This is a genomic window from Pseudomonas sp. MAFF 730105 (assembly GCF_055380705.1).
This window is the reverse complement of record NZ_AP018438.1, coordinates 3,316,949-3,342,963: the sequence shown is the minus strand read 5'-3', so window position 1 is coordinate 3,342,963 and position 26,015 is coordinate 3,316,949. Positions and strand designations below refer to the sequence as shown.

19 protein-coding genes and 1 pseudogene are annotated in these 26,015 nt (G+C 60.4%); 13 read left to right on the top strand and 7 right to left on the bottom strand.

The genetic code is table 11. The features are described from left to right. Window positions 1-4 precede the first annotated feature (4 nt). Entirely contained in the window at window positions 5-3,184 is a 3,180-nt protein-coding gene (locus PCOSP_RS14700) for an efflux RND transporter permease subunit (protein WP_139645532.1), read from the top strand. 11 nt (window positions 3,185-3,195) lie between these two features. Beyond that, window positions 3,196-4,617, top strand: a complete 1,422-nt coding sequence (locus PCOSP_RS14695) for an efflux transporter outer membrane subunit (protein ID WP_041023237.1) — start codon at window positions 3,196-3,198, stop codon at window positions 4,615-4,617. A gap of 173 nt (window positions 4,618-4,790) precedes the next feature. On the opposite strand, the gene PCOSP_RS14690 is transcribed toward PCOSP_RS14695, so the two are convergent. Further along, window positions 4,791-5,207: an eS1 family ribosomal protein gene (locus PCOSP_RS14690; RefSeq protein WP_175386791.1), complete on the bottom strand. Its 417-nt coding sequence runs from the start codon at window positions 5,205-5,207 to the stop codon at window positions 4,791-4,793. Between the two features lie 357 nt (window positions 5,208-5,564). On the opposite strand from PCOSP_RS14690, the gene PCOSP_RS14685 reads away from it, so the two are divergent. The 3 genes from PCOSP_RS14685 (at window position 5,565) to PCOSP_RS14675 (ending at window position 9,927) form a co-directional block, all read left to right on the top strand. Then, the gene (locus tag PCOSP_RS14685; protein ID WP_139645529.1) at window positions 5,565-6,623 is read left to right on the top strand and encodes a tetratricopeptide repeat protein; all 1,059 of its coding nucleotides are present in this window, start codon (window positions 5,565-5,567) and stop codon (window positions 6,621-6,623) included. 134 nt (window positions 6,624-6,757) lie between these two features. Then, window positions 6,758-8,260 carry an ATPase domain-containing protein gene (locus PCOSP_RS14680; protein WP_464708784.1) on the top strand — a complete coding sequence of 501 codons (1,503 nt, stop codon included), beginning with the start codon at window positions 6,758-6,760 and terminating at the stop codon, window positions 8,258-8,260. Beyond that, a complete protein-coding gene (locus tag PCOSP_RS14675; protein WP_464708782.1) occupies window positions 8,257-9,927 on the top strand; it encodes a response regulator in 1,671 nt (556 codons plus the stop codon). The genes PCOSP_RS14680 and PCOSP_RS14675 overlap by 4 nt, the downstream gene beginning before the upstream one ends. A gap of 257 nt (window positions 9,928-10,184) precedes the next feature. Here the strand turns inward: PCOSP_RS14675 and PCOSP_RS14670 are convergent, their stop codons facing one another. From PCOSP_RS14670 to PCOSP_RS14645, 6 genes and pseudogenes are all read right to left on the bottom strand, one after another. Continuing rightward, window positions 10,185-10,562 (bottom strand): response regulator, encoded by a 378-nt coding sequence (locus tag PCOSP_RS14670; protein WP_139645524.1) that lies wholly within the window; start codon window positions 10,560-10,562, stop codon window positions 10,185-10,187. Continuing rightward, window positions 10,555-11,834 (bottom strand): annotated as a pseudogene (locus tag PCOSP_RS14665) (hybrid sensor histidine kinase/response regulator). Before PCOSP_RS14665 ends, PCOSP_RS14670 begins: the two are co-directional and overlap by 8 nt. A 5-nt stretch (window positions 11,835-11,839) precedes the next feature. Beyond that, complete coding sequence (locus PCOSP_RS14660; RefSeq protein WP_139645520.1) at window positions 11,840-12,427, bottom strand: chemotaxis protein CheB; 588 nt, start codon at window positions 12,425-12,427, stop codon at window positions 11,840-11,842. Further along, the gene (locus PCOSP_RS14655; RefSeq protein ID WP_139645706.1) at window positions 12,424-13,239 is read right to left on the bottom strand and encodes a CheR family methyltransferase; all 816 of its coding nucleotides are present in this window, start codon (window positions 13,237-13,239) and stop codon (window positions 12,424-12,426) included. Before PCOSP_RS14655 ends, PCOSP_RS14660 begins: the two co-directional genes overlap by 4 nt. Beyond that, window positions 13,239-15,821, bottom strand: a complete 2,583-nt coding sequence (locus tag PCOSP_RS14650) for a response regulator (protein WP_464708781.1) — start codon at window positions 15,819-15,821, stop codon at window positions 13,239-13,241. The genes PCOSP_RS14655 and PCOSP_RS14650 overlap by 1 nt, the downstream gene beginning before the upstream one ends. Beyond that, window positions 15,818-16,726 carry a CHASE3 domain-containing protein gene (locus tag PCOSP_RS14645; protein ID WP_464708779.1) on the bottom strand — a complete coding sequence of 303 codons (909 nt, stop codon included), beginning with the start codon at window positions 16,724-16,726 and terminating at the stop codon, window positions 15,818-15,820. Before PCOSP_RS14645 ends, PCOSP_RS14650 begins: the two co-directional genes overlap by 4 nt. Window positions 16,727-16,980: 254 nt before the next feature. On the opposite strand from PCOSP_RS14645, the gene PCOSP_RS14640 reads away from it, so the two are divergent. From PCOSP_RS14640 to PCOSP_RS14605, 8 genes are all read left to right on the top strand, one after another. Beyond that, entirely contained in the window at window positions 16,981-17,352 is a 372-nt protein-coding gene (locus PCOSP_RS14640; RefSeq protein WP_464708777.1) for a response regulator, read from the top strand. Between the two features lie 77 nt (window positions 17,353-17,429). After that, window positions 17,430-18,731, top strand: coding sequence for a glycosyltransferase (locus PCOSP_RS14635; RefSeq protein ID WP_464708775.1), 1,302 nt, complete (start codon window positions 17,430-17,432; stop codon window positions 18,729-18,731). Window positions 18,732-18,846: 115 nt separating this feature from the next. Beyond that, window positions 18,847-19,752, top strand: coding sequence for an AraC family transcriptional regulator (locus PCOSP_RS14630; protein ID WP_139645512.1), 906 nt, complete (start codon window positions 18,847-18,849; stop codon window positions 19,750-19,752). A 316-nt stretch (window positions 19,753-20,068) separates the two neighbouring features. Then, window positions 20,069-21,379 carry an ABC transporter substrate-binding protein gene (locus PCOSP_RS14625; protein WP_464708773.1) on the top strand — a complete coding sequence of 437 codons (1,311 nt, stop codon included), beginning with the start codon at window positions 20,069-20,071 and terminating at the stop codon, window positions 21,377-21,379. Window positions 21,380-21,555: 176 nt separating this feature from the next. Beyond that, window positions 21,556-22,488: a carbohydrate ABC transporter permease gene (locus PCOSP_RS14620; protein WP_139645508.1), complete on the top strand. Its 933-nt coding sequence runs from the start codon at window positions 21,556-21,558 to the stop codon at window positions 22,486-22,488. A 10-nt stretch (window positions 22,489-22,498) separates the two neighbouring features. After that, the gene (locus tag PCOSP_RS14615; RefSeq protein ID WP_139645506.1) at window positions 22,499-23,329 is read left to right on the top strand and encodes a carbohydrate ABC transporter permease; all 831 of its coding nucleotides are present in this window, start codon (window positions 22,499-22,501) and stop codon (window positions 23,327-23,329) included. Window positions 23,330-23,367: 38 nt separating this feature from the next. Further along, the gene (locus PCOSP_RS14610; protein WP_139645504.1) at window positions 23,368-24,471 is read left to right on the top strand and encodes an ABC transporter ATP-binding protein; all 1,104 of its coding nucleotides are present in this window, start codon (window positions 23,368-23,370) and stop codon (window positions 24,469-24,471) included. 15 nt (window positions 24,472-24,486) lie between these two features. Continuing rightward, window positions 24,487-25,968, top strand: coding sequence for a mannitol dehydrogenase family protein (locus PCOSP_RS14605; protein ID WP_464708771.1), 1,482 nt, complete (start codon window positions 24,487-24,489; stop codon window positions 25,966-25,968). Window positions 25,969-26,015 lie beyond the last annotated feature (47 nt).

Below are 26,015 nucleotides of genomic sequence, written 5' to 3'. Positions count from 1 at the left end.
CAAGATGAAATTTTCCCAGTTCTTCATTTCGCGGCCGATCTTCGCAGCGGTACTTTCGCTGCTGATCCTGATCGCCGGCGCCATCTCGCTGTTCCAGTTGCCGATCAGCGAATACCCCGAAGTCGTTCCGCCTACGGTGGTCGTGCGGGCCAACTTCCCGGGCGCCAACCCCAAGGTCATCGGTGAAACCGTGGCCGCGCCCCTGGAACAGGCCATCACCGGCATCGAGAACATGCTGTACATGTCCTCGCAATCCACCGCTGACGGCAAGATCACCCTGACCATCACCTTTGCCCTGGGCACCGACCTGGACAACGCCCAGGTACAGGTGCAGAACCGCGTCACCCGGACCGAGCCCAAGCTCCCGGAAGAAGTGACCCGGATCGGCATCACGGTGGACAAGGCGTCGCCCGACCTGACCATGGTCGTGCACTTGACCTCGCCGGACAAACGCTACGACATGCTCTACCTGTCCAACTACGCCCTGCTCAACATCAAGGATGAGCTGGCGCGCCTGGGTGGCGTGGGTGATGTGCAACTGTTCGGTATGGGCGATTACTCCCTGCGGGTCTGGCTGGATCCGAACAAGACCGCTTCGCGCAACCTGACCGCCACCGACGTGGTCACCGCCATTCGCGAGCAGAACCGTCAGGTCGCGGCTGGTGCCCTGGGTGCGCCACCGGCGCCGAATGCCCAGGCGTTCCAGCTCTCGATCAATACCCAGGGTCGCCTGGTGAATGAGGAAGAGTTCGAGAACATCATCATCCGTTCCGGCGCCAACGGTGAAATCACCCGTCTGAAAGACATTGCCCGCGTGGAGCTGGGCTCCAGCCAGTACGCCCTGCGCTCGTTGCTCGACAACCAGCCGGCGGTGGCGATCCCGATCTTCCAGCGTCCAGGTTCCAACGCCATCCAGATCTCCAACGACGTCCATGCCAAGATGGACGAACTGAAGAAGAACTTCCCGGCGGGAATGGACTACAGCATCGTCTATGACCCGACGATCTTCGTGCGCGGCTCCATCGAGGCGGTGGTCCACACCCTGTTCGAAGCGCTGATCCTCGTGGTGCTGGTGGTGATCCTGTTCCTGCAGACCTGGCGTGCCTCGATCATCCCGCTGGTGGCCGTGCCGGTATCGTTGATCGGTACGTTCGCCGTGATGCACCTGTTCGGCTTCTCGTTGAACGCGCTTTCGCTCTTCGGGTTGGTATTGGCCATCGGTATCGTGGTGGACGACGCCATCGTCGTGGTGGAAAACGTCGAGCGGAACATCGGCCTGGGCCTCACCCCGGTGGAAGCGACCAAGCGTGCCATGGGCGAAGTGACCGGCCCGATCATCGCCACTGCACTGGTGCTCTGCGCGGTCTTCATTCCGGCAGCATTCATCAGCGGCTTGACCGGGCAGTTCTATAAGCAGTTCGCCCTGACCATTGCCATTTCCACCGTGATCTCGGCGTTCAACTCCCTGACACTGTCGCCGGCCCTGGCCGCGGTACTGCTCAAGAGCCATGACGCACCCAAGGACCGTTTCTCCAAGTTCCTCGATGCATTGCTGGGCAGCTGGCTGTTCCGTCCGTTCAACCGCTTCTTCGACCGCGCCAGCCACAGCTACGTGGGCGCCGTAGGCCGCGTGATCCGCAGCAGCGGCATCGCCCTCTTCGTCTATGCAGGCCTGATGGTGTTGACGTTCTTCGGCTTCTCCAACACCCCGACCGGCTTCGTGCCCGGCCAGGACAAGCAATACCTGGTGGCCTTCGCCCAACTGCCGGATGCCGCGAGCCTGGACCGTACCGAAGACGTGATCAAGCGCATGTCCGACCTGGCGCTCAAGCAACCGGGCGTCCAGAGCGCGGTGGCGTTCCCTGGACTGTCGATCAACGGCTTCACCAACAGTCCGAACGCCGGCATCGTGTTCGTGACCCTCAAGCCGTTTGATGAACGCAAGGACCCGAGCCAGTCGGCCGGCGCCATCGCCGGCGCCTTGAACGGCCAGTTCGCGGGCATCCAGGAAGCCTACATGGCGATCTTCCCGCCGCCGCCCGTACAGGGCCTGGGCACAATCGGTGGTTTCCGCCTGCAGATCGAAGACCGGGGCAACCTGGGCTACGACGAGCTGTACAAGGAAACCATGAACATCATCACCAAGAGCCGCAGCGTGCCGGAACTGGCCGGGCTGTTCACCAGCTACACCGTGAACGTGCCCCAGGTCGATGCCGCCATCGACCGGGAAAAAGCCAAGACCCACGGCGTGGCCGTCAGCGACATCTTCGACACCCTGCAGATCTACCTGGGTTCGCTGTATGCCAACGACTTCAACCGCTTCGGCCGTACCTACCAGGTCAACGTCCAGGCCGAGCAGCAATTCCGCCTCGAATCGGACCAGATCGGCCAGCTCAAGGTGCGCAACAACCGTGGCGAGATGATCCCGCTGGCGACCTTCATCAAGGTCAGCGACTCCTCGGGACCAGACCGCGTGATGCACTACAACGGTTTCATTACCGCTGAAATCAACGGTGCCGCCGCACCGGGCTACAGCTCCGGCCAGGCCGAGAAAGCCATCGAGAAACTGCTCAAGGACGAATTGCCCAACGGCATGACCTACGAGTGGACCGACCTGACGTACCAGCAGATCCTGTCGGGCAACACCGCGCTGTTCGTGTTCCCGCTCTGCGTACTGCTGGCGTTCCTGGTACTCGCGGCACAGTACGAAAGCTGGAGCCTGCCGCTGGCAGTGATCCTGATCGTACCGATGACCCTGCTGTCCGCCATTACCGGGGTAATCCTGTCCGGTGGCGACAACAACATCTTTACTCAGATCGGCCTGATCGTACTGGTGGGGCTTGCCTGCAAGAACGCGATTCTGATCGTCGAGTTCGCCAAGGATAAACAGCTCGAGGGCATGAACCCATTGGCAGCGGTCCTGGAAGCCTGCCGCCTGCGTCTGCGGCCAATCCTGATGACCTCCGTGGCCTTCATCATGGGCGTGGTGCCCCTGGTGTTCTCCAGCGGTGCCGGTGCGGAAATGCGCCACGCCATGGGTGTCGCGGTGTTCTCGGGGATGCTGGGCGTGACCTTCTTCGGTCTGCTGCTCACCCCTGTGTTCTATGTACTGATCCGTAACTTCGTCGAGCGCAGCGAGGCCCGCAAGTCGGCCCGGGCTTTGAAACTGGAGACGCAACAATGAGCTTGGCAACAATGAGCTTGAAAGTGTTCGTGCCGAGCTTGCTGGTCCTGGCCCTGGGCGCCTGCGCCGTGGGGCCGGACTACAAGGCACCGCAAACCGAGGCGGCGAATATCACCACCGCCACCGACGGCGCCGCCGGCCAGAAGAACTTCGACCGGGCCCGTTTCGAAGGCGTCTGGTGGCAGCAGTTCGATGACCCGACCCTCAATGCGTTGGTAACCCGTTCCCTGGAAGGCAACCGCGAGTTACGCGTCGCCTTCGCCCGTCTGCGGGCGGCGCGAGCCATTCGCGACGACGCCAGCAATGACGCCATGCCGACCATCACCAGTCGCGCCAGCAGCAACCTGGGCAAAGGCCAGATTCCGGGACAGACCACCGACCGGGTCAATACCGAGCGCTACGACCTGGGCCTGGACATGGCCTGGGAAGTGGATCTGTTCGGGCGCATCCAGCGCAACCTGGAAGCCACCGACGCCGACCAGCAGGCGGCCGAGGCCGATCTCTACCAACTGCAGGTGACCATGATCGCCGAGCTGGTGGATGCCTACGGTCAACTGCGCGGCGCCCAACTGCGGGAAAAAATCGCCCTGGCGAACCTCCAGAACCAACAGGCGTCGCGCAAGATCACCGAAAGCCTGCGCGATGCCGGCGTAGGCGATCAGTTGGATGTGGTCCGTGCCGACGCCCGCCTGGCCTCCGTAGAAGCCAGCGTGCCGCAGTTGCAGGCCGAGCAGGTGCGTCAGCGCAACCGCATCGCCACCCTGCTGGGTGAACGTCCGGACAAACTGAGCGTGGACCTGAGTCCCAAGGACCTGCCGGCCATTGCCAAGGCCTTGCCGATCGGCGACCCGGGGCAGTTGCTGCAACGTCGGCCGGATATTCTCAGCGCCGAACGTCAGTTGGCTGCGGCCACCGCACGCATTGGCGTAGCCAAGGCCGACCTGTTTCCACGGGTCAGCCTCAGCGGCTTCCTTGGTTTCACCGCAGGGCGTGGTTCGCAGATCGGCTCGTCGGCGGCCAACGCCTGGGCGCTGGGCCCGAGCATTACCTGGGCAGCCTTTGACCTGGGCAGCGTGCGGGCTCGCCTGCGCGGCGCCAACGCCGAGGCCGATGGCGCCCTGGCAACTTACGAACAGCAGGTGTTGCTGGCACTGGAAGAGTCGGAGAACGCCTTCAGCGATTACGGCAAACGCCAGCAACGGCTGATCTCGCTGATCCGCCAGAGCGAATCCAGCCGTGCCGCTGCCGATCTGGCCGAAATCCGCTACCGCGAAGGCACCGTGGACTTCCTCGTGCTGCTCGACGCCCAGCGCGAACGCCTCGCCGCCGAAGACACCCAGGCCCAGGCCGAAGTTGACCTGTACCGCGGCATCGTCGCGATCTACAAGGCCCTGGGCGGTGGCTGGCAGCCGGAAACCGTCGCCAGCAACTGACCGAGCGTTCACACCGAGCCCCTTTGGTTGACCGCAATCAACCAATTCATTACCCCGCGTTCATTTGGACGCGGGGCTTTTTTTGTCTGGCTGATGGCGCCCGAAGATTATTGGCTCACCTTGCAAGTCCCAAGAGTGTTGGCTCGGTTTGCAACACTACCTTATAGATCGATCTACGAGTTACCAGGGACGGTAACGTCGAAAGTACCCTTCAAGATCTTCGTCCCGTTGAATGGAGCAATCAATTCAAACTCACCGACGGCGTGCAAATTGGCCTCGTCCCATTTGCATACGACTCTCCCTCCTGTCGCTGCCCCCTGCGAAGCACCAAACCGTATCCAGCTTCGAACGTAAGGCGATGGCAAAATAATCTCTTTTTTCTGAAGGCCGTCGCGCATGACAGACACCTCAATGAATTGAGTTATGCCAAACTCGCCATCATTCAGAGCAAATATCATATATACGTTTCCGTGCTCAAACTCCCCTCTGATATCAGTGAACCTCAGATTTTCTAAAGTAGCGACTGCAAACCCCGCGCCCTTTTTTGAAGCATGCTCGACACTTTTATCGGTTTTCGCTGTGCTCTTCATGTCAGCTCCTGCCAATCCAATTATTAAAGTCGTCCCGACCAGACTTGCCAGCAACAGCTGACGAAACTGAGGCTCAACGACCCTCGATAACAGACCATTAGTCTTGCAAATTCATTCGAGCACACGACGGCGTAACCAAACACTGTCAAGTCTGACAGCGGTTCATATTAATTCGACATAACCCGCACTGACTGGCATACCATTTTCACAGGCCAACGAACGAATCAACCTCATAGATCCGACGCCATCGCGGGCAAACCCGCTCCACAAGGTTCAATCCATGGCTCAGGGTTTGACTCAGGCCCCCACCTGACCGAAGCTTGCGACATTTCACGCTTTTGGTAATGGACTCCCTGCATGCCCACGCCTCGCCGTCGCTATCTGCTCCTCAGCCTCTGTGTCCTGTTGTTGATCGGTGTTGTCGCGGCGTGGCTACGCAGCACCACGCCGCAAATCCCCGAAGCGATCAAGCGTGGTTACAGTGAAGCCCTGGAAAGTGCCCGTAACGGACAGCCGGGAGCCGCGCGCATGCTTTACCAGCAAATGGGGCGTCCGGACCTCTCGCCCAAGCGGCGTGTGTGGCTGCACGCCGAACTGCCCAACTACCCAAGTCCCCAGGCCTTGAAACTGGCGGATGCGGACCTGCACAACGCATCGGCGGATGTACGTCGGGCGGCCATCGGCAGCATTGTCGGACTGGTGCCGACGGCGCAACGCAGCCTGCTGCTGGGGCCGCTGCTCGATGATGACGACTCCAGCGTGCGATTTGCCGCCGTGAACGCCCTGCTGGGCCTGTCGCCGGATGACCTGGGCTTGTACTTCGGCGCCATGCAACTGGCCATCGACACCTGGGAACAGCAACTTCAAGACGGCCCGCAAACCACCGACGCCTTCTATCAACTCGCCCGCCTGCACCTGCACAACGCCGAGTTGAAAAAGGCCCAGCAAGCCCTGGAACAAGCCCTGCGCCTGAAGCCGGACAACCTGCCAGCAGTGGTCTTGCAGATCGAAGTACTCGACAAACAGGGCCAGGGCGAAGCCGCACGACAATTACTCGCAAGACAGTTGCAAACCCAGCCGCAGTCAGCTTACCTGCAACATGCGCTGGGCATGTGGTTGCTGCAACATGGCCAGGGCGAATACGCGGTGCTCGGCTTGGCAAAAGCCGTGGAACTGGAGCCCGACAATCGCTATTACCGTTATGACCTGGCCACCACCCTGCATGCCGAGCAGGAGCTGGAAGCCGCGCAGAAACAGTTGCAGGAAATTGTCCAGCGCTACCCTGCCGACCGCAAGGCCCGGGTGTTGCTGATCAACTACTGGAAGGAAACCGGGCAGTTGCAGAATGTGCAGATCCTGCTGGCGAAACTGGAACAGCTGAACCCTGACGATCCGGTGCTGCAGCAAGGCTTGTAGAAGACCTCGACCACATCGCAAGTTATACAACTTCACCGGTTATGTAACAGGAAGTGGAACCGCCATCATCGCCAAAGGTCAAGTATTCAGACACTTCAACCTGCTTTACTTCCTTAGCCATGAGGGGGCTATTTTTGTCTACATTGAACGAGTTGATCGACGCCAAAGCCGCCACCGGTATCGAAGGACTGGACAATATCCTCTCCGGTGGCTTGTCCCGCGGCCACGTGTTCCTTTTGGAAGGGGAACCCGGCACCGGCAAGACCACAGTCGCGTTGCATTTCCTGTTGGCCGGCGCTCAAGCCGGCGAACGCTCGTTGTACATCACGCTGTCGGAAACCGAGCGTGAATTGCGCCAAGGCGCGACCTCCCACGGGTGGACCCTGGACGACAACATCCACATTTTCGAACTGACGCCGCCTGAAAGCCTGCTCAATGCCGAGCATCAGCAAAGCCTGCTGTATTCTTCGGACCTGGAGCTGGGGGAAGCGACCCGGCAGATCTTCGAGGTGGTCGAACAGGTCAAGCCGACCCGGGTCGTACTCGACAGCCTGTCGGAGATCCGTCTGCTGGCGCAGAGCTCCCTGCGCTATCGCCGGCAGATCCTGGCGATCAAGCACTACTTCGTGCGCTACGACGCCACCGTCCTGCTGCTCGATGACCTGACCACCGAATCCCTGGACAAGACCGTGCACAGCGTCGCCCACGGGGTGATTCGCCTCGAAGAGTTGACGCCCAATTATGGCGCCGAACGGCGACGGATCCGGGTGGTCAAGTATCGCGGGCAAAAATACCGTGGCGGCTTCCACGACTTCACCATCATGGGGGACGGTCTTCACGTCTTCCCGCGCCTGGTGGCGGCCGAGCATCGCGGGCAATACCTGCGTCAACAGCTGTCCAGCGGCATCGCGGAAATGGATGCCCTGCTGGGTGGCGGTATCGAGACCGGTTCAAGCACCTTGATCCTGGGGCCGGCAGGTACCGGGAAGTCGCTGATTTCGATGATTTTCGCTGCAGCGGCCGTGCAACGGGGCGAAAAGGCTGCCCTGTTCATTTTTGACGAAGAGCTGGGCCTGCTGTTCGAACGCATGAACAATATCGGCATCGACCTGAAGGCGCTGCAAGAAACCGGCAACCTGTTGATCGAACAGGTAGACGCCGCCGAATTGTCTCCCGGTGAGTTCTCCCACCGGGTACGCCGCTGCGTCGATGAAGGTGACATCAAGACCGTCGTCATCGACAGCATCAACGGCTACCAGGCCGCCATGCCGGAAGAAAACGCTCTGGTGCTGCACATGCATGAGCTGTTGCTCTACCTCAATCGCAAGGGAGCGGCCACCTTCATGACCGTCGCGCAACATGGCCTGGTAGGCGATATGCAGGCGCCGGTGGACATTACTTATCTGGCCGATACCGTGATTCTATTGCGGTATTTCGAGGCGCTGGGCAAGGTCCGCCGAGCCATTTCCATCATCAAGAAACGCACCGGCAGCCACGAATCGACGATCCGCGAATACCGCATCAGCGGGCAAGGCATGACCATCGGTGAACCACTCGAAGCCTTCCAGGGTGTCTTGCGTGGGGTACCGACCTATATGGGAGCGGACCACCCGCTGCTCAAGGATGAGCTCCAGTGATTTTGGTGGAGCCCCTGTCGGAGCGGGCATTGATCCTCGCGCCGCTGGGACGGGACAGCCAGATCGCCCTGATGATCCTCAATGAAGCCGGGTTCACCGGCCTCATTTGTCGCCATCTGGGGCAATTGTGCAACGAGCTCGAGCATGGCGCCGGCCTTTTGGTGATCTCGTCGGAAGCCTTGGTGGGCCCCGACCTGGAAACATTGTTCCAGCAGATTGAACAACAGCCGGCATGGTCGGACCTACCCATCGTCCTGCTGACCCATCATGGTGGTCCGGAACAGAACCCGGCGGCGCGTATCGGCATGCAACTGGGCAACGTGACGTTCCTGGAGCGCCCTTTCCATCCGGTGACCCTGGTCAGCCTGGTCACCACCGCCTTGCGCGGTCGACGAAGGCAATACGAGGCCCGGGAACGCCTGATCGATCTCAGCAAGAGCGAGCTGCGCCTGCAGAATACCCTTGAAACCCTTGAACAACAGGTAGAAGAGCGCACCGCTCAGTTGCGCCACAATGAAGAAGCCCTGCGCCAATCGCAGAAAATGGAAGCGGTGGGCCAGCTGACTGGCGGTATCGCCCACGACTTCAACAACATGCTGACCGGGATCATCGGCAGCCTCGAACTGTTGCGCAGACGCCTGGCACGGGGCCGCACCGAAGACCTGGACAGCCTGATCGACCTGGGCGTGACCTCGGCCAACCGTGCAGCCGGCCTGACCCATCGCTTGCTGGCTTTCTCCCGGCGCCAGTCCCTGGACTCCAAGGCCGTGCAGATGAACACCCTGGTGCTGTCCATGGGGGAGCTGTTGCAGCGTAGCCTCAATGAGAGCATCCGGCTGGACATGCAACTGGAAGAGCAGCTCTGGATCGCCGAAGCCGATCCCAACCAACTGGAAAGTGCCCTGCTCAACCTGGTACTTAACGCGCGGGATGCCATGCCGGAAGGCGGAATGCTGGTGGTGCGCACGTTCAACACACATCTGGATGCCGGTTTCACCGACGCGTACACCAACCTGGAGCCCGGCGACTATGTGGTGCTGAGTGTGCAGGACAGTGGGTGTGGCATGCCCGAATCAGTCGTCAATCGCGCGTTCGATCCATTTTTCACCACCAAGCCCATCGGCCAGGGCACTGGGCTGGGCCTGTCGATGATCTATGGATTCAGCAAGCAATCCCGTGGCCACGTGGCAATCGACAGTGATGTCGGCAAAGGCACCACCGTCAATCTTTATCTGCCACGCTTCCTGGGCGAGGCAATCCCCGAATCATTGGCCGACCCCCAGCACGCGGCTCCTGCGCAAGCCGGCGAGACCGTGCTGATCGTCGAAGACGATCCGGCAGTCCGGGTGCTGGTCAGCTCGGTACTGGGCGAACTGGGCTATGCCTTCCTCGAAGCCGGCGATGCCAACGGTGCGTTGCCGATTCTCGAATCAGGCCAGCGCATCGATCTGTTGATCAGCGACGTGGGATTACCAGGCATGAACGGCCGGCAACTGGCGGAAGTCGGCCGGCAGATCCGCCCGGACTTGCGGGTGCTGTTCATCACCGGCTACGCCGAGCATGCGGCGGTACGCGGGGGCTTCCTTGACCAGGGCATGCAGATGATCACGAAACCGTTCACCTTTGACCTGTTGACGGCCAAGGTCCGGGAAATGATCGGGGCTTGAATCGAATCCCATGTGGGAGCCAGCCTGCTCGCGAATGCGGTATGTCTGCCTCAGAGACGTTGAATGCGCCATCGTCATCGCGAGCAGGCTCGCTCCCACAGGGTTTTGTGGCGTACACGAAGCTGCATACGCCGCAGGACCCGGTGTGGGAGAGAGCCGGATCGCGATAGCGGTATGACTACCGCAGAAATGTTGAATGTGCCGCCGTCATCGCGAGCAGGCTCGCTCCCACAAGGGTCGGGGTGAACTCAACAGCGTCAGGACAACATCGAGCGCATGATGCCCTGCAATTCGTCCAGGTCGAACGGCTTGTCCAGGATCGGCGCCTGGCGGGTGATGGGGCTGTCGGTGTCGCGCACTTCCTGGGCGTAACCGCTGATGAAGATCACCTTCAGCTCAGGACGCAGCTTGACCGCGGGTTCGGCGATCTGCACCCCGGAAATACCGCCCGGCAGTCGGAAGTCGGTGATCATCATGTCCAGGTGGGGCTTGCTTGCCAGGATTTCGAAGGCCTTATCACCATTTTCGGCCTGCAGCACCCTGTACCCCACCCCTGACAGGTAGGTGGACAATACCATCATGATCGACGGATCATCCTCGACGACCAGTACAACATCTTGCGCATCTTCACTCATGGGAAGCCTTCGTTCGATCAATAGCTGCTGATACGACCGTAGGGTCATTCAGAGGTTGCGTCAATGCGACGTTTTTTGGAAGGACGGAGAGCTGCAAGGGCAAGCAAACACGGAATAACGCGCCTTCGTTGATGCGGCTATTGACCGTGATGGTCCCTCCATGGGCGGTGACGATCTGCTCGGAAATGAACAAGCCCAACCCCAAGCCGGAGGCGACCGCCTTGGAGGTCACCCGCTCGAACTGCTGGAAGATGCGTTTCTGGTTCTCCTCGCTGATACCGATGCCGCGGTCCTGGACCTCGATACAGGCGTGCTCGGGCGTCTTGTAGACGCGCACATCGATCGGGCTCTTGCCCCCATAGCGCAACGCGTTGGTCAGCAGGTTCGACACCACTTGCTCGATCCGAAACTCATCCCAGAGCCCTTCAACCGAAGGCTCGGCGGTGTAATTCAACGCGCATTCGGCAGCCACGATCTGCGGTTGGAAATTGCGCAAGAGGTTTTCCACCAAGGCCGAGAGGTTGAAACGGGTCGGTCGGATGGACAACTTGCCGGTACGAATGCGTGATACATCCAGCATGTCCTCGATCAGTCGGATCAGGCTCTTGATCTGCCGCTCGTCGCGCTCGACCATAGCCTTGACCTTGTCCAGGCTGAACGCGGCGGCGTTGTCCCGAGCCAGATGCATCTTGCGCAGTTGTGTCTCGAGAATCAGGCCGTTGAGGGGCGTGCGCACCTCATGGGCGACGATCGACATGAAGTCGTCACGCATACGCACCGCCTGCTCCAGTTCGCTGCGGGTGGCCTGCAACTGCTGAAGCAGCACTTCCTGTTCCCGGCGACTCTGCTCCAGGGCGACGACCTGTTCCTTCACCGCCCTCTTCTGGCGATGGAGTTCCACGAACACATTGACCTTGCTCTTGACCGCATGGGTGTCCAGTGGCTTGTGCAGAAAGTCCACAGCACCGTTTTCATAACCGGTAAAGGCATAGTTGCGTTCCCGGCCGGCGGCGCTGACAAAAATGATCGGAATGCTACGGGTCTTCTCCGTGCCCCGCATCAGCTCGGCCAGCTCGAAGCCGTTCATGTCCGGCATCTGTACGTCGATGATGGCCAGGGCAAAGTCATGTTGCAGCAGCAGGGACAACGCCTGGTCGGCCGACTGAGCCTTGTAGACCTTGCGGTCGTCCCCTTGATCAGGGCTTCCAGCGCCAACAGATTCTCCGGCAGATCATCGACGATCAGCAGTTTGGCTTGAATATCTCTTGGCATGTGGTTCATTCCAGCCCGGCCAACAATTGGCCGATGCCTTGTAAAGTGAGGATATGGTCGGGCTCGTGCAGGGCCAGCGCGGCTTCCGGCATGGTCGAAACCTGAGCTTCGGCGGGGTCTTGGACGACGGTGATTCCGCCCAGTTCCTTGACCCTGGCCAGGCCCCGGGCGCCATCGTCGTTGGCCCCGGTCAGCACGATCGCCAGCAGGTTCGAGCCGTAGACGTCGGCGGCCGATTCGAACAGGACGTCGATGGACGGCCGGGAATGGTGCACCGGCTCCTCCAGGCTCAACGACAGGCTGCGATCGGCCTCGACCGACAAATGGTAGCCAGGTGCGGCGACATACAGGGTGCCGGCTTGAATATCCTGTTTGTCCCGAGCCTCTTCCACCGGTATCGCCAGGCGATGACCAAGGACTTGTGCCAACTGGCTGTGGCGCTCGTTGGGCAGATGCAGCACTACCAGGACAGGCAAGCGGAAGCCCTTGCGCAGTTGCCCGAACAGCCTGAGCAGCGCCTCCACACCACCGGCGGATACACCAACGGCAATAGCTTCTATTGCGGGTCCGGGTCTGTCCGTTGTCTGGCTCATAGCTTGCGATAGATCCGTTCCTGTTTGACCAACGGCTCGAATTGCTTGCCGAACACCGAGAAGTCCAGCGTCTCCTTGCTGCCCAGCACAAGAAAACCACGGTGACACAGGGACTCATGAAACAGTCCGAACGCGCGATCTTGCAGTTTTTTATTGAAATATATCAATACATTACGACAAGAAATTAATTGAGTCTCTGAAAAGACGCTGTCCGTCGCCAGGCTGTGATCGGCAAAGGTCACATTCTCACGCAGGGTCTTGTCGAACATCGCATAATCGTAGGCGGCGGTGTAGTAATCAGCAAACGAGCGCCGTCCTCCGGCCTGCTGATAGTTCTGGGTATAGGCCCTCACGTTCTCCAGGGAAAAAATGCCCTGCTTGGCCTTCTCCAACGATCTGGGGTTGATGTCGGTCGCATAGATGAGCGTGCGGTCCAACAGCCCCTCTTCACGCAGCAGAATCGCCATGGAATAGACCTCCTCCCCTGTGCTGCAGCCCGCAATCCAGATTTTGAGCGACGGGTAGGTCTTGAGCAGCGGCACCACTTCCTGGCGAATTGCCAGGAAGTGCGAGGGGTCGCGGAACATCTCGCTGACGGGAATCGTCAGCAACTGCAGCAACTGCATGAACATGCCCGGATCGTGCAGCACACGCTCCTGGAGTGCCGAGATGGTTCGGCACTCGAACTGGCTCAGCGCATGGAGGACCCGGCGCTTGATGGAGGCGCCGGAGTAATCCCTGAAGTCGTAGCTGTATTTGAGGTAGATCGCCTCGATCAACAAACGCAGTTCAATGTCGGTGTCTCTTTCCACTAAATTCTTTCCATATTCGGCAACCACACGCGAATCAGCGAAAACAGGCGATCGAGGTCAATCGGTTTGGCCAGGTAGTCGTTGGAGCCGGCGGCGATGCACCGCTCCTGATCATCCTTCATGGCCTTGGCCGTCACGGCGATGATAGGCAACTTGCGCCAGCGCGGGTCCTTGCGGATTCGCGCAGTGGCTTCGAAACCGTCCATTTCCGGCATCATCACGTCCATCAGCACCAGGTCGATGTCTTCCACCTCATTGAGGCGTTCGATCGCTTCGTAGCCATTACGGCCGATGACCACGACCGCCCCTTTTGCCTCCAGGGCGCTGGTCAGTGCAAAGATGTTGCGCACATCGTCGTCCACCAGCAGCACCTTGCGGCCTTCGAACACTTTGTCCCGGCTGCGGGCTGTCTGGAGCATCCGCTGCCGTTCATGGGACAACCGGGATTCGACTTTGTGCAAAAAGAGTGTCACCTCGTCCAGCAGACGTTCTGGCGAGCGGGCGCCCTTGATGATGATCGAGCGCGAATACTTGCGCAGCTCGGCCTCTTCGTCGCGGGTCAGGTTGCGTCCGGTGTAGACAATCACTGGCGGGAATGAGCAGATCTCTTCGGTGGACATGCGCTTGAGCAGATCATTGCCCAGCATATCCGGCAGTTTCAGATCGATGACCATGCAATCGTAGACGTTGGTCCGCAGCAGATCCAAAGCCTGCTGGGCCAGGCCGACGGCGGTGATCTCGATGTCCTCGTCGCCGATCAGGCGGGTAATGCTGTCGCGCTGCAGGTCGTCGTCCTCCACCAGCAACACTCGCTTGACCTTCTGGGTCAGCTTCGCTTCCAGGCGGGCGAATACATCCTTGAGCTCTTCGCGGGTGGTCGGTTTGACCGCATAGCCGATGGCGCCCATGTGCATCGCGGCTTCGACGCGGTCTTCGACAGAAATCACGTGCACCGGGATATGCCGGGTCTCGGCCCGTTCCTTGAGCCGTTGCAACACCGTCAGCCCGGAATGATCAGGCAGGCGCATGTCCAGCAGGATGGCGTCGGGGCCCAGCTGCGAGGCCAGGTCAAAGCCTTCGTCGGCGCCGTGGGCTACCAGGCATTGGTAACCCAGTTCATGGGCGAGGTCGAAAAGGATCCGGGCGAACTTGGGCTCGTCTTCGATCACCAGGATGCAACGGCCGTCGAACGGCGCCTTGTCCCGGTCATCGGCGAAGCGGGCAATGGGAAGGTCCACCTGGGCAACCAAGGGTGCCGGTGTAGCGGCCGGCACATCGGTGATGGAGGCCGGCACAGTGGCCGTTGGCGTGAAGGTCCGCGGCTCCACCGGTGTATCCCCAGGCTCGACATAACGCTCAGGCAACACCAGGGTGAACACACTGCCCTGCCCCGGCGCGCTGGACACGGAGATCGAGCCGCCCAGCAACGCCGCCAGGTCCCGGGAGATCGACAGCCCCAGGCCAGTACCGCCGTAACGGCGATTGGTGGTGCCATCAGCCTGGCGGAATGCCTCGAAGATGCTCTGCTGCTGATCGGGGGAAATACCGATGCCCGAATCCCGCACCATGAAGGCGATGCCTGAACCCGGCTGGCCGGCCACGGACAGGCTCACGGTGCCTTGCTCGGTGAACTTCACTGCGTTGGACAACAGGTTCTTGAGTACCTGTTCCAGACGCTGGCGGTCGGTGTACAGCATCGCTGGCGCGTCGGGCAGCACCTGGACGTCGAAGCCCAGGCCCTTGTCGGCCGCCAGCGGCTTGAACATGTCGCGCAGACCTTCCACCAGGCGCGACACGCCCGTGTTTTCCGGACGCACCTCCAGCTTGCCGGCCTCGACCTTGGAAATGTCGAGGATGTCGTTGATCAGGTTGAGCAGGTCATTGCCGGCGGAGTAGATCGATTCGGCAAACTTGACCTGCTCCTCGCTCAGATTATTCTGCGGATTCTCCGCCAACAACTTGGACAGGATCAGCGAACTGTTGAGCGGCGTGCGCAGTTCGTGGGACATGTTGGCGAGGAACTCGGACTTGTACTTGCTCGAACGCTGCAACTCTTCAGCGCGTTCCTGCAGCTGGAGCTGGGCCAGGTTCAGCTCGTTGTTCTTCTGGTCCATGGCGTCGCGTTGCTCGGCCAGTTGCTCGTTGGTCTGCTCCAGTTCCTGCTGCTGGGCCTCCAGGTGGACCTGGGACTCCTTGAGAATGCGCGACTGCTCCTCTAGCTCTTCGTTGGCGGTCTTGAGCTCTTCCTGCTGGACCTGCAGTTCTTCGTTCAATTGCTGGGTTTCCGCCAGTACCTCCTGCAAGCGCTGCCGGTAGCGGGCGGCTTCGATGGAGGTGCCGACATTACCTGCAATCAGTTCCAGCAACTCGATGTCACGCTCGGTCAACGGCCGCAGGAAGCCCAGTTCGATGACGCCGTTGATCCGGTCGTCATCGCTGGTCGGCACCACCACCACGCTGTTGGGCAAGCCCTGCCCCAGCCCCGAACTGACTTTCAGGTAATCGTCGGGTACAGGGTCCAGACGAATAAGACGCCCCTGCTGCACGGCCTGGCCGACGATGCCTTCACCGGCAACAATCATTTGGTGCTGTTCGTCGTCCTCCGGGAAAGACCGTAGGTGGCCACCCGCTTGAGCACACCGTTTTCCTCCCGCGCGTACAGCGCGGCAACGACGGTGTCGAGGTACTTGGCGCAGAACTGCAGGATATTGCGCCCCAACAGGTTCAGGGTCAGTTGCCCCAGCACCTGCTCGGCCAATTGGGTCTGGCCATTGCGCAGCCAGGCCTGTTTCTCCAGGTGCAAGGCACTCTCTTGCTGTATCCGCAGGCTGGCGCCGTAACTGTTGGACAGGCTCAACAGATCTCGTCGTCCGACATAGGCCAGCAATCCGCTGACGGCGGCAACGAACAGCAAATAGAGGGTAATGCTCCAGACCGTGGTGGAGCGCACCTCTTCGTTGCGCGTCGTACGCAATTGCTGCTCGGTGTCGACGATGTCTTCAAAGGTCTTGCGGATTTCATCCGTCAGGCGCTTGCCGCGCCCGGCCTTCACCGCTCCCCGATAATCGCCGCTGCTGCGTTGCAGGTCGATCATGCTCTGGGCGTAATTGGCCCACTCCGTCTGGAGCGCTTGCACCTTGCGCAAGCGTTCGGTCTGGATGGGGTTGTCGGCTGTCAATTCCAGCAATGTCTCAAGCGCGACGGCAATACGCGGCCTGGCGATCTCATAGGGGTCGAGGAAGTGCTCGTCCCCACTCAGGAGATAACCGCGCATGCCGGTCTCCAGGTCCACGCTCAGCTTGATGGCTTCATTGGCATTACTGATCACCCGATCGCTGTGCCCGACCCACTGGATCACCGACAGCAGATAAGTGATCAGCACAATGAAAAACACCGCGCTGAGGGCGCCTATGCCCAGCGGCAGGCTGATATTACGGCTCAGGAGTTTGCGAAAGCTTTGCTCGTCAACCGAAGACGAAGGAGTCATGGAAAAGGCCTTGGCGAACAGTTGAAAACCATGGAGTTTGCCCGAAAGACACGGACTGGATCCACATTTCTGACAAAGTCAAAGGCACAATTCCCACAACGGCCAATCCCGTAGCAAGGAAGCGACTATCCTTGTCAGCTCTTGTACTATAGATCCTTTCTTGTACAGGCTCGGGAACTTGTGTCGCCTCGCTACTTACTCATGCATGAGGCCCTTTTCGCCCTTCCCGATTTTTTCTTCTGAGAATAATGACTATGTCCACCCCCGCCCCTGTCACCGCCACCACCGTTCTGGTAGTCGAAGACGACGACATCGTCCGGATGTTGATCGTTGATGTCCTGGAAGAACTGGAATACAGGGTGCTCGAGGCGGACGGTTGTGAGCAGGCGCTGGACTACCTGCGCAACCTGGATCAGCCGATCGAGCTGATGATGACGGACATAGGCCTGCCGGTGATGGACGGCCGCGAGCTGGCCAAGCAGGCCCGCCTGGTACGGCCTGGGCTGCCGGTCCTGTTCGCCAGCGGCTATGCCGAAAGCGTCGACGTGCCGGAAAGCATGGCGGTGATCGGCAAGCCTTTTTCCATTGATCAGCTACGCGACAAGGTCAGAAGCATTCTTTCTTGAGCCCAAGCGGATTCTTGGTCACTATCGGCGCCCCGCGCGCCGACCGCGCCTGATCCCTCCCAAGGAAATGCCTGCTCATGCCTCATCCCACCGCCCTCAAGGTTCTGGTCATCGGTTATGTCTGGCCCGAGCCGCGTTCATCGGCCGCCGGTGGGCACATCATGCAGATACTGGAGGCATTCCTCGGGCAAGGCTGGGACATCACGTTCAGCAGCCCGGCGAGGCCCGGGGAGAACCGCGCGGACCTGATCGAACTGGGCATCCGAGAAGCGCCCATCGAACTCAATAACAGCAGTTTCGATGTGTTCGTCAGCGAGCTGGCACCGGACATCGTCCTGTTCGACCAGTTCATGATGGAAGAGCAATTCGGCTGGCGGGTCGAGAAACACTGCCCCGGCGCCTTGCGTGTGCTGGAAACGTCGGATTTGCAAAGCCTGCGCCACGCCCGGCACCAGCGCCTCAAGGACCGTTTGAAAGCTGATGAGACCTCCCAGGATTTCAGCGATCTTTTCGCGCCCGACCTGCCCGAAACCTTCCAATTGATGGCCGACACCGATATGGCCAAGCGCGAGATCGCCGCCTTGTACCGCTGCGATCTGAACCTGATGGTGTCCGAAGTCGAGATCGAACTGCTGGTGGAACAATTCAAGGTGCCCCGCAACCTCCTGCTCTGGTGCCCATTGATGATTGATCTGCCGGCCACGCCACCGGCGCCATTCGAGGAACGGGCGCATTTCTTGAGTATCGGCAACTTCCGTCATGCGCCGAACTGGGATGCCGTGCTCTGGATGAAGAACGCCATCTGGCCGCTGATCCGCCAGCAACTGCCGGGCGCGCAACTGCACCTGTACGGCGCGTACACACCGCCGAAAGCTGCCGCGCTGCACAATCCGGCCCAGGGATTCCATATCATGAACTGGGCCGAGGACGCCCTGCAGGTGATGTCGGCGGCCCGCATCTGCCTGGCGCCGCTACGTTTCGGTGCCGGCATCAAGGGCAAGCTGATCGAGGCCATGCTCTGCGGCACACCAAGCGTCACGACCCCCATCGGCGCCGAAGCCATGTCGGGGGAGATGCCATGGCCTGGGGATATCAGACAGAGCGCCGAAGACATCGCCCGCGCCGCCGTGCAGTTGTACAGCGACCCCGCTCGCTGGAACCAGGCCCGGGATGCTGGGCTGACGCTGCTGGCGGAGCGTTATCGCAAAGAGATTCATGGCCCGGCGCTGATTGAAAGTATCCAGGCGTGCCGTGCCAACCTGGCGCAACGACGTCGTGACAATTTCACCGGCAGCATGTTGCGCCACCACCAGCACAAGAGCACCCAATACATGTCCCAGTGGATTGAAGAAAAGCACCGCAACAACGCGCCGGCGTAGGTGCCAGCATCAGTCATGGCATGGCGCCGGGCGACCATCGGAAGATGATTCGGGGTGGCACCCGCTCGGCGAAGGGGGCATTATCCAACGGCTATAACAATAAAAGTGCAGGCCCATGACCCGAACAGCAAGAGTCACCGACCCTTCCTACGAGTTGATGGATGACCATGACGGACTGTCCATCATCTATCGCCAGCATGGCTTTCCTTGCCCATTGGTGCGCTGGCATTTCCATAAGGAATACGAGCTGCACCTGATCGTCGCCAGTTCCGGCAAGGTGTTCATTGGCGATTACATCGGCAACTTCTACCCGCAGACCCTGTTTCTCACCGGCCCCAACCTGCCCCACAACTGGATCAGCCAGGTGGCCGAGGACGAAGTGGTGCCCAAGCGCGACATGCTGGTGAATTTCACCGACGAGTTGTTCGAAAGCGGACACCAGGTATTTGCCGAACTCAAGACCATCGCGCCGTTGCTCGAACGGGCCCGCTACGGCATCGAGTTCCGCTGCAAGCGCACCATCCGCCAGGCAATGATCCTGATGCAGCGCATTGCCGACTCCCAGGGCATGAGCCGCCTGGGGTATTTCTTCATCCTGATGGAGTTGCTGGCCACCACGGATGACTATCAAGTGCTCTCCGGTGGCGCATCTTCGCAGATGACCGATGAGCACAGCATCGACCGTACCAACCGGGCCGTGGACTACATTTTTGCCCATTACGCCCGGGAACTGCCCCTGGAGGAAGTCGCCGAGCACCTGGGCATGAAACCCACCTACTTCAGCCGGGTGTTCAAACAGGCCACCGGTCGTTGCTTCATCGAATTCGTCAACCGCCTGCGCATCAGCAAATCCTGCGAACTGCTGGCCGACGGTGACAAACCGGTCACGGATGTCTGTTTCGAGTCGGGCTTCAATAACATCTCGAACTTCAACCGGCGCTTCCAGCAGCTCAAGGGCATGACCCCTTCCCATTACCGGCGGCTGGCGGTGCAGCGGTTGACCGAGCAGAACCAGGGCTGACACTTTGCTCCCCTGTGGCGAGGGGATTTATCCCCGCTGGGCTGCGAAGCGGCCCCAAATATCTCTGCCACCGCGGTGTATCAATTAGAACGCAAGGGGCCGCTTCGCGACCCAGCGGGGATAAATCCCCTCGCCACAGGTCATCCTTCACTGCCGACCTAAGCCTAGTGCAAAAAAGTATCAGCACCAGTGCGACGGATGATTTGTCACGCCGGCCATTGAAGGCTGTAATCAGCGCACATTCTTCCCTTCATCCGGAAGACAAAAAACAATAACTGTCCTTCCGCCGCCTTTCGGCACGGAAAAGGAGTGCGCGATGAAACCTTCGGTAAAAGCTCTGCTTGTCTCCACCTGCATGACCCTCAGCAGCGTCAGTTTCGGCGCGCAGACCCTCACCATTGCCACCGTCAACAACAGCGACATGATCCGCATGCAGAAGCTCTCGAAAACCTTCGAGTCGGAGCATCCGGACATCAAGCTGAACTGGGTGGTGCTCGAAGAAAACGTCCTGCGCCAACGCCTGACCACCGACATCGCCACCCAGGGTGGACAGTTCGATGTGCTGACCATTGGCATGTACGAAGCTGCACTCTGGGGCGCCAAGGGTTGGCTGGAACCGATGAAAGATCTGCCAGCCTCCTACGACCTGGACGACGTCTTCCCTTCCGTGCGTGACGGCCTGTCCGTCAAGGGTTCGCTGTATGCCCTGCCGTTCTACGCCGAAAGTTCGATCACTTATTACCGCACCGACTTGTTCAAGGACGCCGGGCTGACCATGCCCGAACACCCGACCTGGACCCAGATCGGTGAGTTTGCCGAGAAACTCACCGACAAGAGCAAGGAACAATATGGCCTGTGCCTGCGGGGCAAGGCCGGTTGGGGCGAGAACATGGCGCTGATCACCACCCTGGCCAACGGCTACGGGGCGCGCTGGTTCGATGAGAAGTGGCAACCGCAATTCAATGGTCCCGAGTGGAAAGGCGCGCTGACCTTCTACGTCGACAACATGAAGAAGTCCGGCCCTCCAGGTGCGTCGAGCAACGGCTTCAACGAGAACCTGGCCCTGTTCAACAGCGGCAAATGCGCGATCTGGGTCGATGCCAGCGTCGCCGGCTCGTTCGTGACCGACAAGACCCAGAGCAAGGTGTCCGATCATGTCGGCTTCACCTTCGCACCCCACGAAAAAACCGATAAAGGCACCTCCTGGTTGTACTCCTGGTCACTGGCAATCCCGACCAGCTCCAAGGCCAAGGATGCCGCCAAGGTCTTTACCAGTTGGGCGACCTCCAAGGAATACAGCCAACTGGTCGCCAAGACCGATGGCATCGCCAACGTACCGCCAGGCACCCGCACCTCGACCTACAGCGACGACTACATGAAAGCCGCGCCGTTCGCCAAGGTCACGCTGGAGTCGCTGAAAGTCGCCGACCCGAAAGCGCCGACCCTCAAGCCGGTGCCTTATATCGGTATCCAGTTGGTGACCATTCCCGAGTTCCAGGCCATCGGCACCCAGGTGGGCAAGTTCTTCTCCGGCGCACTGACCGGTCAGCAGAGCGTGGACCAGGCGTTGACCGCCGCGCAGTCCACCACCGAGCGCGAGATGAAGCGTGCCGGGTATCCCAAGTAACTGCGCCGCATCCATTTCTGTAGGAGATCCAGTGTGGGAGCGAGCCTGCTCGCGATGACGGTGTGACAGCCACCTCGATGGCGAAGGTCGGACGCTATCGCGAGCAGGCTCGCTCCCACAAGGAATTGCTCCCACATTTGGGTTCTTCATACGCCCGCACAAAACGGTTCAATGCCATGAATACTTCAACGACAACTGCCAAAGCGCCTCTCGAAATTGCCGCACCGACGCGCAAGCTCCGCCTGGCGAACCCCGGCTGGTTCCTGGTCAGTCCATCGGTAGCCTTGTTGCTGTTGTGGATGATCGTGCCCCTGGGCATGACCGTCTACTTCTCGATGATCCGCTACAACCTGCTCTACCCCGGTGAAAACGAGTTCGTCGGGCTGGAGAACTTCACGTACTTCCTCACTGATTCGGGCTTCATACCCGGTGCCACCAATACTTTGTTGCTGGTGGGCAGTGTGCTGCTCATCAGTATCGTGTTCGGGGTTCTGATCAGTGCATTGCTGGAGGCCAGCGAGTTCTTTGGCCGCGGCATCGTCCGGGTCCTGCTGATCTCGCCGTTCTTCATCATGCCCACCGTGGGCGCACTGATCTGGAAGAACCTGATTTTCCACCCGGTCTCGGGGATCCTCGCTTCAGTGTGGAAACTGTTTGGCGCGCAGCCGGTGGACTGGCTGGCCCACTACCCGCTGCTGTCGATCATCATCATTGTCAGTTGGCAGTGGCTGCCCTTCGCGATCCTGATCCTGATGACGGCCATGCAGTCCCTCGACCAGGAACAGAAAGAAGCCGCCCGCCTGGACGGCGCCGGTCCGATCGCGATTTTCTGGCACTTGACCCTGCCGCATCTGGCGCGGCCGATTGCCGTCGTGGTGATGATCGAGACCATTTTCCTGTTGTCGGTGTTCGCCGAGATCTTCACCACCACCAACGGCGGCCCCGGCTACGCCTCGACCAACCTCGCCTACCTGATCTACAACCAGGCGCTGGTGCAGTTCGACGTCGGCATGGCTTCGGCCGGTGGCCTGATAGCCGTGGTCATTGCCAATATCGCCGCCATCATCCTGGTGCGGATGATCGGCAAAAACCTCACTGACAAGAACTGAGGCCGCCGCCATGACACTTCAACAATCCCGTCGGCTGCAAAGCCTGCTGCTGGGCACGCTGGCCTGGGCCATTGCGATCCTGATCTTCTTCCCGATCTTCTGGATGGTGCTGACCAGCTTCAAGACCGAAATCGATGCATTCGCCACGCCGCCGCAGTTCATTTTCACGCCGACGCTGGAGAACTACCTGCACATCAACGAACGCAGCGACTATTTCACTTTCGCCTGGAACTCCGTGGTGGTGTCCTTCAGTGCCACGGCTTTGTGCCTGCTGATCGCGGTACCGGCGGCCTACTCCATGGCGTTCTACGAAACCCAACGCACCAAGCGCACCTTGCTGTGGATGCTCTCTACCAAGATGCTGCCGCCGGTGGGCGTGCTGATGCCGATCTACCTGCTGGCCAAGAGCTTTGGCCTGCTGGACACCCGCACTGCGCTGATCATCATCTACACACTGATCAACCTGCCGATCGTGGTCTGGATGATTTACACCTACTTCAAGGACATTCCCCGCGACATCCTCGAAGCCGCGCGCCTGGACGGAGCCACCCTGTGGCAGGAGATGGTTCGAGTGCTGCTGCCGATTGCCAAGGGCGGTCTGGCCTCTACCGTGTTGCTGTCACTGATTCTGTGCTGGAACGAGGCCTTCTGGTCGCTGAACCTGACCTCGTCCAAAGCCGCACCACTGACAGCTCTGATCGCTTCCTACTCCAGCCCCGAAGGTTTGTTCTGGGCCAAATTGTCCGCCGTCTCGACCCTGGCCTGCGCGCCGATCCTGATCTTCGGCTGGATCAGCCAGAAGCAATTGGTCCGCGGTTTGTCCTTTGGCGCCGTGAAGTAACGCGCCCTACACCTAATCAGACGTGGAGGCCCATCATCATGGCCAACCTGAAAATCAAGAATCTGCAAAAAGGCTTCGAAGGCTTTTCCATCATCAAGGGTATCGACCTGGAAGTGAACGACCGCGAGTTCGTGGTCTTTGTCGGCCCGTCGGGCTGCGGCAAATCCACCCTGCTGCGGCTGATCGCCGGCCTGGAAGAGGTCAGCGACGGCACCATCGAGCTGGACGGGCGTGACATCACCGAAGTCAGCCCGGCCAAGCGCGACCTGGCGATGGTGTTCCAGACCTACGCCTTGTACCCCCACATGAGCGTGCGCAAGAACATGTCCTTCGCCCTGGATCTGGCGGGCGTGCCCAAGGCCGACGTCGAGAAGAAGGTCAACGAAGCGGCGCGTATCCTCGAACTGGGACCGATGCTCGAACGCAAACCCAAACAGCTGTCCGGCGGCCAGCGCCAGCGGGTGGCAATCGGCCGGGCCATCGTGCGTAATCCGAAGATCTTCCTGTTCGACGAACCGCTGTCCAACCTCGACGCCGCCTTGCGGGTGCAGATGCGCCTGGAACTGGCCCGGCTGCACAAGGAACTGCAGGCAACCATGATCTACGTGACCCACGATCAGGTCGAAGCCATGACCCTGGCCGACAAGGTGGTGGTGCTCAATAGCGGGCGCATCGAGCAGGTCGGCTCGCCCCTGGAGCTGTACCACCAGCCGGCCAATCTGTTTGTCGCCGGGTTTCTCGGCACGCCGAAAATGGGCTTTCTCAAGGGCAAGGTCAGCGCGCTCAACGGCCAGGGTTGCGAAATTCAGCTGGATGCGGGCACACGCATCCAGTTGCCGGTGAACGGCGCGAGCCTCAACGTCGGCAGCCCGGTCACCCTGGGCATCCGTCCGGAACACCTGAACCTGGCACAACCCGATGAATGCACGCTGCAAGTGACCGCCGACGTGAGTGAGCGACTGGGCAGCGATACCTTCTGCCACGTCAACACCACGTCCGGTGAAGCCTTGACCATGCGAGTGCGCGGCGATCTGGCGAGCCGTTTCGGCGAGCAGTTGAACCTGCACCTGGACGCTCAACACTGCCATTTATTCGATGCCGATGGCGTAGCGGTCACCCGTGCGCTGCGCGCCGCCGCCTGATTACCGAGACTCGCGATGAAACTCAACCGCCAAAACCTGCATAACCTCAAGCCGGAAGTTGCCCTGCCCGCCTATCCCCTGGGCGATATCCGCCAGGGCATCGCCCACATCGGCGTCGGGGGCTTCCATCGGGCTCACCAGGCGTACTACACCGATGCGCTGATGAACACCGGCGCCGATCTGGACTGGGCCATCTGCGGCGTCGGGTTGCGGGCCGAAGACCGCCGCGCCCGGGATGACCTGGCCAGCCAGGACTATCTGTTCACCCTGTACGAACTGGGCGACAACGACGACACCGAAGTGCGCGTGATTGGCGCCATCAACGACATGTTGCTGGCCGAGGACGGCGCCCAGGTGCTGATCGACAAACTGGCGGATCCGCAGATCCGCATCGTTTCGCTGACGATTACCGAGGGCGGCTATTGCATCGACGACAGCAACGGCGAATTCATGGCCCATCTGCCGCAGATCCAGCACGACCTGGCCCACCCGGACGCGCCGACCACCGTGTTCGGTTTCCTCTGCGCCGCGCTGGCCAAACGCCGTGCCGCCGGGACATCGGCGTTCACCCTGATGTCCTGCGATAACCTGCCCCACAACGGCGCGGTGACCCGCAAGGCCCTGCTGGCCTTCGCCACGCGGCACGACGCCGAACTGGCGCAGTGGATCGACCACAACGTGAGCTTTCCCAACGCCATGGTCGACCGCATCACCCCCATGACCAGTGTCGCCCATCGCCTGCAGTTGCACGACGAACACGGGATCGACGATGCCTGGCCGGTGGTCTGCGAGCCGTTCGTGCAATGGGTACTGGAAGACAAATTCGTCAACGGGCGCCCGGCCTGGGAAAAGGTCGGCGTGCAGTTCACCGATGACGTTTCTCCCTACGAAGAAATGAAGATCAAACTGCTCAACGGCAGCCATCTGGCCCTGACCTACCTGGGGTTCCTCAAGGGCTATCGCTTCGTCCATGAAACCATGAACGACCCGTTGTTCGTGCGGTATATCCGTGCCTACATGGACCTCGACGTGACGCCGCAACTGGCCCCCGTACCGGGCATCGACCTGGGCGACTACAAGAACACCCTGGTGGAGCGTTTTTCCAATCAGGCCATCGCCGACCAGTTGGAACGGGTATGCTCGGACGGCTCGTCGAAGTTTCCGAAGTTCACCGTGCCGACCATCAACCGCCTGATAGCCGACGGCGGCGAAACCCGGCGCGCGGCGCTGGTGGTCGCGGCCTGGGCCGTGTACCTCAAAGGGGTGGACGAGAACGGCGTGAACTACACGATTCCCGACCCTCGGGCGGGATTCTGCCAGGCACTGGTGGCCGACGATGCGCTGGTGACCCAACGGATGCTGGAGGTCGAGGAGATTTTCGGCACAGCGATCCCGCGCTCGGCGGAGTTCGTCGCGGCCTTCGAATGGTGCTGCAACAGCTTGCGCGAGCATGGGGTGACCCGGACACTTGAGCGGGTGCTGGTCGACGCAGACTAAACTGCACGCGGTTGATCGTTCCCACGCTCTGCGTGGGAATGTAGCCA

Excerpts from the sequence above, each read along its gene's own strand:
- PCOSP_RS14700 (WP_139645532.1), top strand. The coding sequence starts at position 5 with ATGAAATTTTCCCAGTTCTTCATTTCGCGGCCGATCTTCGCAGCGGTA.
- PCOSP_RS14695 (WP_041023237.1), top strand. The coding sequence starts at position 3,196 with ATGAGCTTGAAAGTGTTCGTGCCGAGCTTGCTGGTCCTGGCCCTGGGC.
- PCOSP_RS14690 (WP_175386791.1), bottom strand. The coding sequence starts at position 5,207 with ATGAAGAGCACAGCGAAAACCGATAAAAGTGTCGAGCATGCTTCAAAA.
- PCOSP_RS14685 (WP_139645529.1), top strand. The coding sequence starts at position 5,565 with ATGCCCACGCCTCGCCGTCGCTATCTGCTCCTCAGCCTCTGTGTCCTG.
- PCOSP_RS14670 (WP_139645524.1), bottom strand. The coding sequence starts at position 10,562 with ATGAGTGAAGATGCGCAAGATGTTGTACTGGTCGTCGAGGATGATCCG.
- PCOSP_RS14660 (WP_139645520.1), bottom strand. The coding sequence starts at position 12,427 with ATGAGCCAGACAACGGACAGACCCGGACCCGCAATAGAAGCTATTGCC.
- PCOSP_RS14650 (WP_464708781.1), bottom strand. The coding sequence starts at position 15,821 with ATGATTGTTGCCGGTGAAGGCATCGTCGGCCAGGCCGTGCAGCAGGGG.
- PCOSP_RS14645 (WP_464708779.1), bottom strand. The coding sequence starts at position 16,726 with ATGACTCCTTCGTCTTCGGTTGACGAGCAAAGCTTTCGCAAACTCCTG.
- PCOSP_RS14640 (WP_464708777.1), top strand. The coding sequence starts at position 16,981 with ATGTCCACCCCCGCCCCTGTCACCGCCACCACCGTTCTGGTAGTCGAA.
- PCOSP_RS14635 (WP_464708775.1), top strand. The coding sequence starts at position 17,430 with ATGCCTCATCCCACCGCCCTCAAGGTTCTGGTCATCGGTTATGTCTGG.
- PCOSP_RS14630 (WP_139645512.1), top strand. The coding sequence starts at position 18,847 with ATGACCCGAACAGCAAGAGTCACCGACCCTTCCTACGAGTTGATGGAT.
- PCOSP_RS14625 (WP_464708773.1), top strand. The coding sequence starts at position 20,069 with ATGAAACCTTCGGTAAAAGCTCTGCTTGTCTCCACCTGCATGACCCTC.
- PCOSP_RS14620 (WP_139645508.1), top strand. The coding sequence starts at position 21,556 with ATGAATACTTCAACGACAACTGCCAAAGCGCCTCTCGAAATTGCCGCA.
- PCOSP_RS14615 (WP_139645506.1), top strand. The coding sequence starts at position 22,499 with ATGACACTTCAACAATCCCGTCGGCTGCAAAGCCTGCTGCTGGGCACG.
- PCOSP_RS14610 (WP_139645504.1), top strand. The coding sequence starts at position 23,368 with ATGGCCAACCTGAAAATCAAGAATCTGCAAAAAGGCTTCGAAGGCTTT.
- PCOSP_RS14605 (WP_464708771.1), top strand. The coding sequence starts at position 24,487 with ATGAAACTCAACCGCCAAAACCTGCATAACCTCAAGCCGGAAGTTGCC.